Consider the following 8385-nt stretch of genomic DNA (forward strand, 5'->3'; position numbering starts at 1 on the left):
GCAGGGCTAGGCTTGTCCCCATGAGCAACATCGAAGCCGTCCCCCGGGAAATGCTTTGCGAGGCGGCGGGAGCCGCCACCGATATCGAAATCCTCGCCCCCCGCGCAGTGCCGCTGGGCGGGCCCAGGGCCATGGACGTGCGCCGCACCCTGCCCCAACGCCAGCGCAGCCTCATCGGCGCCTGGTGCTTCCTGGACCATTACGGTCCGGACCGTGTCGGTGCGACCGGCGGAATGCGGGTCCCCCGCCACCCCCACACCGGCCTTCAGACTGTCAGCTGGCTCTTCACCGGCGAGGTCGAGCACCGGGACTCCGCAGGGTTCCACGCCATGGTTCGGCCCGGCGAGATCAACCTGATGACAGCAGGCAGGGGCATCAGCCACTCGGAATTTTCCACACCGGACACGGACGTGCTGCACGGCGCCCAGCTCTGGGTGGCCCTCCCGGACACCGCCCGCCACATGGAGCCCACCTTCGAGAGCTACCGCCCGGAACCCGTCACGGGAGAAGGCTGGACCCTGCGCGTCTTCCTGGGCTCCCTCTCCGGCAGCACCTCGCCGGTTACGACGCACAGCCCGCTCCTCGGGGCGGAGATCCTGCTCGAACCGGGCACCTCGCTGGAGCTTGCCACTGACCCCGCCTTTGAGCACGGAGTGCTGCTGGACGCGGGCTCCCTGCACCTGGACGGCCATCCGGTTGCCGTGGACCATCTGGCGTTCCTGCCCGTGGGCCGCGACTCCCTGACCCTCACCGCCGGCGACGATCCCGTGCGGGTGCTCCTCATCGGGGGCGAGCCGCTCGGCGAGAAGATCCTCATGTGGTGGAACTTCGTGGGCCGCAGCCACGAGGAGATCGTCAGCTACAGGGAACAGTGGCAGACAGAGATCGGCGCGGAACATCCAGCCGGGCCAGGCACCGGAGGCACGCTGCGCTTCGGCACGTTCCCCGCCGGCGAGCCCGCTGCCCTCCCCGCGCCCGCGCTTCCCACCACCCGCCTGCGGCCCCGGAGCTAAGCGGTTTAGCGCGCCGCCAACCGCCAACCGCCAACCCTCCCGCAGTTTTGGCCGCCAAACCACCAACCCTCCCGCAGTTTTGGCGGCCAAACCGCCAACCCTCCCGCAGTTTTGGCGGCCAAACCGCCAACCCTCCCGCAGCACTTGCTCCCGGCCGGAGCCAGCCTGAACGTGAACTGCGGGAGGGTCGCCCTTTTTCTGCAGAAACTGCGGGAGCGTCAGGAGAAACGTTGCAGGATGTGAGGGAGCGTCAGCAAAAACGTCGCAAGACGTGAGGGAGCGTCGAGAGAAACGTTGCAGGATATGAGGGAGGGTCGGCCGGGGATTAAACGCACGACGCCGGAACTCACCTTCTGGAGTTCCGGCGTCGTTCGTTTTGAGTTCCGGCGTTGGGGCTTTGCGTTCGTGCGTTGCGGGAGGCCTTGCCGTAGTGCTTAAACGGTGGCGGTAACGCCTTCCGCTTTGCGCTCCTCGACCAGGCCGCAGACGGCCGCGAACAGCGGGTGCTCGGACGTGAGCCCGGTGATCCGCTCAGTCGCCTCGGCCGGCTCGGAGGACGCCAGGATCTGCCCCAGCTCCACCGCTTCGGCGTCGGCGGGGTCGTTGAACCGCAGGGCCGACGCGATCGCCCCGAGCAGCGCTTCCGGCACGATGCCCCGCTCGGCGAGTTCAGCGGCAGGGCCGATGAACCGCTCGTGCCGGCTGAGTTTGCGCAGCGGGGCCCGGCCAACCCGGTGCACTGTGTCCGGCAGGTGCGGGTTGGTGAAGCGCCCCAGGATCTTCTGCACGTAGGCTTCCTGCTCGTCGTGGTTGAACCCGTGCTTGGCCACCAGCAGCTGCTTGGTTTCGTCGAGCACGGCACGCACGTCCGCCGCCACATCCTGATCGGCCATGGCCTCCGAGATCTTCTCCAGCCCGGCCTCGAAGCCAAAATACGCGGCCGAGGCGTGCCCCGTGTTGACCGTGAACAGCTTCCGCTCGATGTAGGGCCCCAGCTCGTCCACGAACGTGGCGCCGGGAATGACGGGCGCGGCACCTCCGAAGGGCGTGCGGTCGATGACCCACTCGTAGAACGTCTCCACCGTGACATCCAGACCCTGGCCCGGTTCCTGGTTGGGCACGATCCTGTCCACGGCAGTGTTGGCAAACACCGCCGCCTCGTCCAGCGGCCCCGCGGCGTCATCCCAGCACGACACGATCGCCTCGCGCAGGATGTCCGTGGCGTTGATGGCGTTCTCACAGGCCATTACCTGCAGCGGCGCCTTGCCTGCCTCACGGACGGCGATGCCCTTCGCAATGGCGGGGGCCACGAACTTGAGGATGTGCGGTCCCACGGCGGTGGTGACGATGTCCGCCGTCGCGATCTCCTCGATCAGCTGCGACTCCTGCGTGCTGGAGTTGATCGCCCGGAAGTTGTCCACAGTGCTCACGGTCGGGCTCTCCCCTACCTCGTGCACTTGGTAGCTGTCCGCGGCGGCCAGCTGGGTAATCAGGGCATCCGCAACATCAGCGAAAACCACCTCGTATCCGGCCTGATGCAGCAGCAGCCCCACAAACCCGCGGCCGATGTTTCCGGCTCCGAAATGTACTGCCTTCACTATGCGTTGACCTTTCCGAAGAGTTCCAGGACCTCGTCCACAGATGTTGCGGCCTCCAGCTGCGCTACCTGCGCCTTGTTCGTGAAGACCTTCGCGATCGAGGACAGGATGTGGAGGTGCTCGTTGTTGACGCCCGCCACGCCGACTACGAACTTGACCTGCTTGCCGTTCCAGTCGATGCCGTCCGGGTACCGGATCACGGACACGGCGGACTTCATGATGTGGTCCTTGGCGGCGTTGGTGCCGTGCGGGATGGCCAGGAAGCTGCCCATGTACGTGGACACGGATTCCTCGCGTTCGTGCATTGCGAGGATGTAGTCGTTGTCCACGGCTCCCCGTGCCAGCAGGAGCTGGCCCGCTTCGTCGATGGCAGCGTCACGGGTGGAGGCGGAGCCGTTGAGGACCACGCTCTCTGCGACCAGGATGTCCGACGGCGGGGTGCCGGCTTTAGCGGGAGCCTCGCCGGCGGCTTCGGCGGGCGCCTCGGCGGCGGGTGCCGCAGCAGCGGCAGGAGCAGCCGTTTCCGCAGAGTTGCTCCTCTGAACCAGTTCCACGATCTCCTCATAGCGCGGGCTGTTCATGAAGTTGTCCACGGAGACGTGCACGGCGCTGGAGGTGGCAGGCTTGGCGCGTTCGGTGAGGTCCTGGTGGGTGACCACGACGTCGTAGGTGTCGCTGAGGTTCGCGATGGAGGCGTTGGTGACCTTGACGTCTGGGAAGCCGGCGGCCTTGATCTTGTTCCGCAGCACCGAGGCGCCCATGGCACTGGAGCCCATGCCGGCGTCGCAGGCGAAGACGATGTTCTTGATGGGGCCTGCCATCACGGCAACACCGCCGGCACCTGCGCCGGCGCCGGTCAGGACGGAGGACACGGAGCTCTTCTTGCCCTTCATGGCTTCCATCTTCGAGGTCGCGGCATTGAGGTCGCCCTCGTCGCTGTGGCGCGTGGTCTTCAGGATCACCGAGGCGACCAGGAAGGAAGCGGTGGCCGCGAGCAGCACCGCGAGGATCACGCCGAAGTAGCTGTCACGGGATGTCTGGGCGATCACCGCGATGATGGACCCCGGGGCGGCAGGGGCCACGAGCCCGGAACCGGTGACGGCGAGCGTCGCGATCCCCGTCATGCCGCCCGCGATGGCAGCAAGGATCAGCATCGGGCGCATCAGCACGTACGGGAAGTAGATTTCGTGGATGCCGCCGAGGAAGTGGATGATCGCGGCGCCGGGGGCCGACGCCTTTGCAGCGCCGCGGCCAAAGAACATGTAGGCGAGCAGAATGCCGAGGCCCGGGCCGGGGTTGGCTTCGAGCAGGAACAGGATGGATTTGCCCTGCTCCAGCGACTGCTGGATGCCCAGCGGGGTCAGCACGCCGTGGTTGATGGCGTTGTTCAGGAAGAGCACCTTGGCCGGTTCAATGAAAATGCTGGTCAGGGGCAGGAGGCCGTTGTTGACCAGGAACTGGACCACGTTGCCCGCACCTGTGCTGAAGGCCGTGACCAGCGGCGAGATGCCGTAGAAGCCGAGCATGGCCAATAGGGCGCCCCAGATGCCGGCGGAGAAGTTGTTCACCAGCATCTCGAAGCCGGGCCGGATCTTTCCCTCCCAGATGGAGTCGATCTTCTTCATGGTCCAGCCGCCAAGCGGGCCCATGATCATGGCGCCGATGAACATCGGGATGCCGGCGCCGACGATCACGCCCATGGTGCCGATGGCCCCAACGACGCCACCGCGGACGTCGTAAACCATCCTGCCGCCGGTATAGGCGATCAGGAGCGGCAGCAGGTAGGTGATCATGGGGCCCACAAGGCCCGTGTTCGGCACGCCCTCTGCGTTGGTGCCGAAGCCGCCAAGCTGCGGTACGGGGATCCAGCCCTTTTCAATGAAGAGCGCCGTGATGAGGCCCCAGGCGATGAATGCCCCGATATTGGGCATGATCATGCCGGACAGGAACGTCCCGAACTTCTGGACGTGCACCCGCGCGCTGGTCTTGGGTTTTGCAACTGTCTCTGTTGCCATGTGATTTCCTAACCGTGATTCCTGCTGCTCCGCAGGATGGTCCGATATTTTCAACGACTAGCTGTTGGGGCTCGTGGAGATCCGGTGGAGCCATTCGAGAAAGAGCTTGAGTTCCGAGCTGGAGAGCTGGTCCGAGTGCGATGCCTGCAGCGCCGCATTGAGGGCTATGGCCGCCACAACTACCGACGATTTGCCGGAATCATCCGGTGACGCGGCCTTTGCCTGGTCCGTCGACACCGCGAAGATCATGGCGTCCCGGGTCATGGTGGAGAGTTCGAGGTTCCGGTCCGTGGCCGGTTCCGCAATCAGCATGAGCGTGACGCCCACGTTGGCCGCCAGGATGCTCCTGGCAGCTTCCCGCGGCTGGACATTCAGCTGCCCGGCCGCGGCGGCCTTGTTCAGCATCTCCTCCATCAGCGCCTCGGCATCGGCCACGATGGCGGGGCGGCTCTCCGGGCGGATGTTACCGAACATGACCAGATAGAGTTCCGGCTGATTAAGCCCGAACTGCACGTGGTTGTCCCACATCCGCCGGATGTCTTCCAGCGGCTGCCCGGACGGGGCGAAGTCGCGTTCGCCCGCCACATATTCTTCAAAACCCGCGGCAACAACGGCGTCAAACAGGCCTTCCTTGTCACCAAAGTGGTGGTACAGGGTGGGCGCAGTCACCCCCGCCAGTTGGGTGATCTGACGGGTGGAGACGGGCGCCCCCGCGGATTTGGCCAGTAACTCGGCTGCCGCACGCAGCAGCCTCATCTTGGGCGGTAGCTGGCCATCGAAACTCATAACCGCTACCCTAGCACCTATAGCAACGCTATATGAACTGCATCACATACAATTTTTTCAGGCACCGCAAAACACCGTCGGACGCAGCTGTTCCGACCAGCTCGGAGCAGTCCGGGCAGAGACCGGCGGGCCTGGCTACCGGCAGAGAACGAGGACCTTCAGTGCAGAACTTCCCAGGAGTTGGCGTCAGCCCAGGCCGCATCATCGGCACCATCCGTCAGATGCCCAAGCCCATCAGCGAACCTCCGGCCGGCGAGCAGCTGCCGGCAGGCACCACCCCCGAGGAGGCGACGGCAGCGCTGAAGGCGGCGGCCACCGCGGTCCACGATGAGCTGAAGGCCCGCGCCGACCACGCCACCGGCGATGGCAAGGCCGTCCTGGAAGCGACGGCGCTGATGGCCAAGGACACCATGCTGATCAAGGGCGCGGCGAAGCTCGTCGCCCGCGGCACCTCGGCCCAGCGCGCCATCTGGGAGTCCGGCAATTCGGTTTCCGAAATGCTGCACAACCTGGGCGGCTACATGGCGGAGCGCGCCACGGACATCCTGGACGTCCGCGCCCGCATCGTTGCTGAGCTCCGGGGCGTGCCCGCCCCCGGCATTCCCACGTCCGAGACCCCCTTCATCCTCGTGGCCGAAGACCTGGCGCCGGCTGACACCGCTACCCTGGACCCGAACAAGGTCCTCGCGCTGGTGACGGCAGGCGGCGGCCCGCAGTCGCACACCGCCATCATCGCCCGCTCCCTCGGCCTGCCGGCGGTTGTGGCCGCCGTGGGCGTTGACGAGCTGACGGACGGCACCGAGGTCTATGTTGACGGCGCCGCCGGCTCCATCACCGCGGACCCGGACGAGTCGCTGCGCGCCGCGGCCGAGGCCTGGGCGGCCACTGCGTCCCTCCTCGCCGAGTTCAGCGGCACGGGCGCGACGGCGGACGGTCATCTGGTCCCGCTCCTCGCCAACGTGGGTGGGGCCAAGGACGCCGCAGCGGCAGCGAAGCTCGGGGCGCAGGGCGTGGGTCTGTTCCGCACGGAATTCTGCTTCCTGGAGCGCGACACCGAACCTAGCGTCGAAGAGCAGGCCGCCGCGTACAAGGGCGTCTTCGATGCCTTCCCCGGCAAGAAGGTGGTCCTGCGGACCCTGGACGCCGGCGCCGACAAGCCGCTTCCCTTCCTCACCGACTCCACCGAACCCAACCCCGCCCTCGGCGTCCGGGGCTACCGTACGGACTTCACCACGCCGGGAGTGCTGGACCGCCAGCTCGAGGCCATCGCACTTGCCGAAAAGCAGTCCGAGGCCGATGTCTGGGTCATGGCACCGATGATTTCCACCGCGGAGGAAGCTGCCCGGTTCGCCTCGATGTGCGCCGAAGCCGGCATCAAGACGCCTGGCGTGATGGTGGAGGTCCCGTCCGCCGCCCTCACCGCGGACGCCATCCTCCGCGAGGTTGGCTTCGCCAGCCTGGGCACCAACGACCTGACGCAGTACGCGATGGCCGCCGACCGCCAGCTCGGCCCACTTGCCGGCCTGAACACGCCCTGGCAGCCGGCCGTGCTGCGCCTCGTGGGGCTCACGGTGGAAGGCGCAGCCGCGGAAGGCCACAACAAGCCGGTGGGAGTCTGTGGTGAAGCAGCAGCCGACCCGGCCCTCGCCGTCGTACTGACCGGGCTCGGAGTGAACACCCTGTCCATGACGGCCCGGTCCCTGGCCGCCGTGGCCGCCGTCCTCAAGACCGTCACGCTGGCCGAGGCCCAGGAACTGGCCAAGCTGGCCCTCTCCGCACCCAGCGCCACCGAGGCGCGGGCGTGGGTCCGGGAGAAGCTTCCCGTCCTCGAGGAGCTCGGCCTGTAATCAGGCGGGTTATTCAGTGAGGGGCCGGTGCCCGGGCAGCACTCGGGTGCCGGCCTCTGCCGCTGAGGCGTCGGCGCATTGCCTAGGCCGTGACGTCGCCGGCCGCCGTGCTTGCCCAGTGCACAATGACCTGGGCCACGGCCTCCGGGGCAGTGTCCTGGACGACGTGGCCGCGCCCCAGCACGTCCACAAACGTGCCGTGCTGCGCCTGGGAAGCGAGGAACTCGCACCACGGGCGGCGGGCAATCGGGTCCCTGCCGCCCCGGAGCACCAGCACAGGCTGGGCCACGCCGCAGACCCGCGTCTCCAGCGGATAGCCCAACATGACGGGCAACTGCGTCAGGTACCAGCGGAGGCCAGTCTTGAAATAGTCGCCGAACACCACCACGTTGGTGGCCGGACTTTCGCTGAACAGCGCGTCCTTCGTCAAAGCCAGCGAATGCCACGCCGCGCTCCTCCGGGCAGGGTCCACCACCGGGCCCATGAGCACCACCCGGCTGACCAGCCCCGGCTCCTGCAGGGCGAGTTCCACGGCGAACTGCGCACCCATGGAATGGCCCACCACCACGCAGGAGCGGACGCCGGCGTCGGAGAGGACGGCCGCGACGAAGGCGGCATATTCGCCCACCGAGACCTGGCCGCCGGGCCGCGGGGTGCCGCCGAAGCCGGGCAGATCAAAGGAATAGACGACGGCGTCGCGCGCCTGCCTGCCGCTCGCCAGCTCACGGTGCAGCCGCGCAAAGTAGCGGTGCGAGACGCCGATGCCGTGCAGCAGCACGAAAACCTGCGTGTCCGCTGCGGTGTGCTGCCGCGCAGCGGAAGGCCGGGCCTCGCCGGACGCCCCGGCACCCTGCCCCGAGGCCGTCGCCGACGTGTAAACGCGGCCCGTCAGGCCGTTTGCCGCCACATCCACTCCGCCGCTAAGTTTCATCCGCCGAGCATACCCGCCGCACGCGCGGCCTTGCCCCGCAGGACCGGCCTTGGTCCGGTATATATCAAGCTGTTTGTGACAGCGGGGTGGTTTGTTTGTTGTTGATCCCGGCTTTGGGAGGGACTCCCGGTGCTGAGGGTTGGTTCCGGTATCGGTGTGGGTTGCGGGCGTAGCAGGCGTCGAGCGTTGCTTGCC

General features: G+C 67.2%; 6 protein-coding genes. 2 read left to right on the forward strand and 4 right to left on the reverse strand.

Features of this window, described 5'->3' with window-relative positions; translation table 11 throughout:
• The first annotated feature begins 20 nt into the window (after positions 1–20).
• Positions 21–1013: a pirin family protein gene (locus JYA52_RS02065; protein ID WP_205651487.1), complete on the forward strand. Its 993-nt coding sequence runs from the start codon at positions 21–23 to the stop codon at positions 1011–1013.
• Between the two features lie 434 nt (positions 1014–1447).
• Here JYA52_RS02065 and JYA52_RS02070 read toward each other — a convergent pair whose 3' ends face one another.
• Genes JYA52_RS02070 through JYA52_RS02080 form a run of 3 tightly spaced genes read right to left on the reverse strand, consistent with a single transcriptional unit; the run spans position 1448 to position 5412 of the window.
• Positions 1448–2611, reverse strand: coding sequence for a mannitol-1-phosphate 5-dehydrogenase (locus JYA52_RS02070; RefSeq protein ID WP_205651488.1), 1164 nt, complete (start codon positions 2609–2611; stop codon positions 1448–1450).
• Positions 2611–4626 (reverse strand): PTS mannitol transporter subunit IICBA, encoded by a 2016-nt coding sequence (locus tag JYA52_RS02075; protein ID WP_205651489.1) that lies wholly within the window; start codon positions 4624–4626, stop codon positions 2611–2613. Before JYA52_RS02075 ends, JYA52_RS02070 begins: the two co-directional genes overlap by 1 nt.
• 57 nt (positions 4627–4683) lie before the next feature.
• Positions 4684–5412 carry a TetR/AcrR family transcriptional regulator gene (locus tag JYA52_RS02080; RefSeq protein WP_205651490.1) on the reverse strand — a complete coding sequence of 243 codons (729 nt, stop codon included), beginning with the start codon at positions 5410–5412 and terminating at the stop codon, positions 4684–4686.
• A 161-nt stretch (positions 5413–5573) separates the two neighbouring features.
• Between JYA52_RS02080 and ptsP the strand changes: the two genes are divergently transcribed.
• Positions 5574–7259, forward strand: a complete 1686-nt coding sequence (gene ptsP, locus JYA52_RS02085; protein WP_205651491.1) for a phosphoenolpyruvate--protein phosphotransferase — start codon at positions 5574–5576, stop codon at positions 7257–7259.
• An 82-nt stretch (positions 7260–7341) separates the two neighbouring features.
• Here the strand turns inward: ptsP and JYA52_RS02090 are convergent, their stop codons facing one another.
• A complete protein-coding gene (locus JYA52_RS02090; protein WP_205651492.1) occupies positions 7342–8190 on the reverse strand; it encodes an alpha/beta fold hydrolase in 849 nt (282 codons plus the stop codon).
• Positions 8191–8385 lie beyond the last annotated feature (195 nt).

The organism is Arthrobacter pascens (genome assembly GCF_017052465.1).
Taxonomy (GTDB): Bacteria; Actinomycetota; Actinomycetes; order Actinomycetales; family Micrococcaceae; genus Arthrobacter; species Arthrobacter pascens.

Excerpts from the sequence above, each read along its gene's own strand:
- JYA52_RS02065 (WP_205651487.1), top strand. The coding sequence starts at position 21 with ATGAGCAACATCGAAGCCGTCCCCCGGGAAATGCTTTGCGAGGCGGCG.
- JYA52_RS02075 (WP_205651489.1), bottom strand. The coding sequence starts at position 4,626 with ATGGCAACAGAGACAGTTGCAAAACCCAAGACCAGCGCGCGGGTGCAC.
- JYA52_RS02080 (WP_205651490.1), bottom strand. The coding sequence starts at position 5,412 with ATGAGTTTCGATGGCCAGCTACCGCCCAAGATGAGGCTGCTGCGTGCG.
- JYA52_RS02090 (WP_205651492.1), bottom strand. The coding sequence starts at position 8,190 with ATGAAACTTAGCGGCGGAGTGGATGTGGCGGCAAACGGCCTGACGGGC.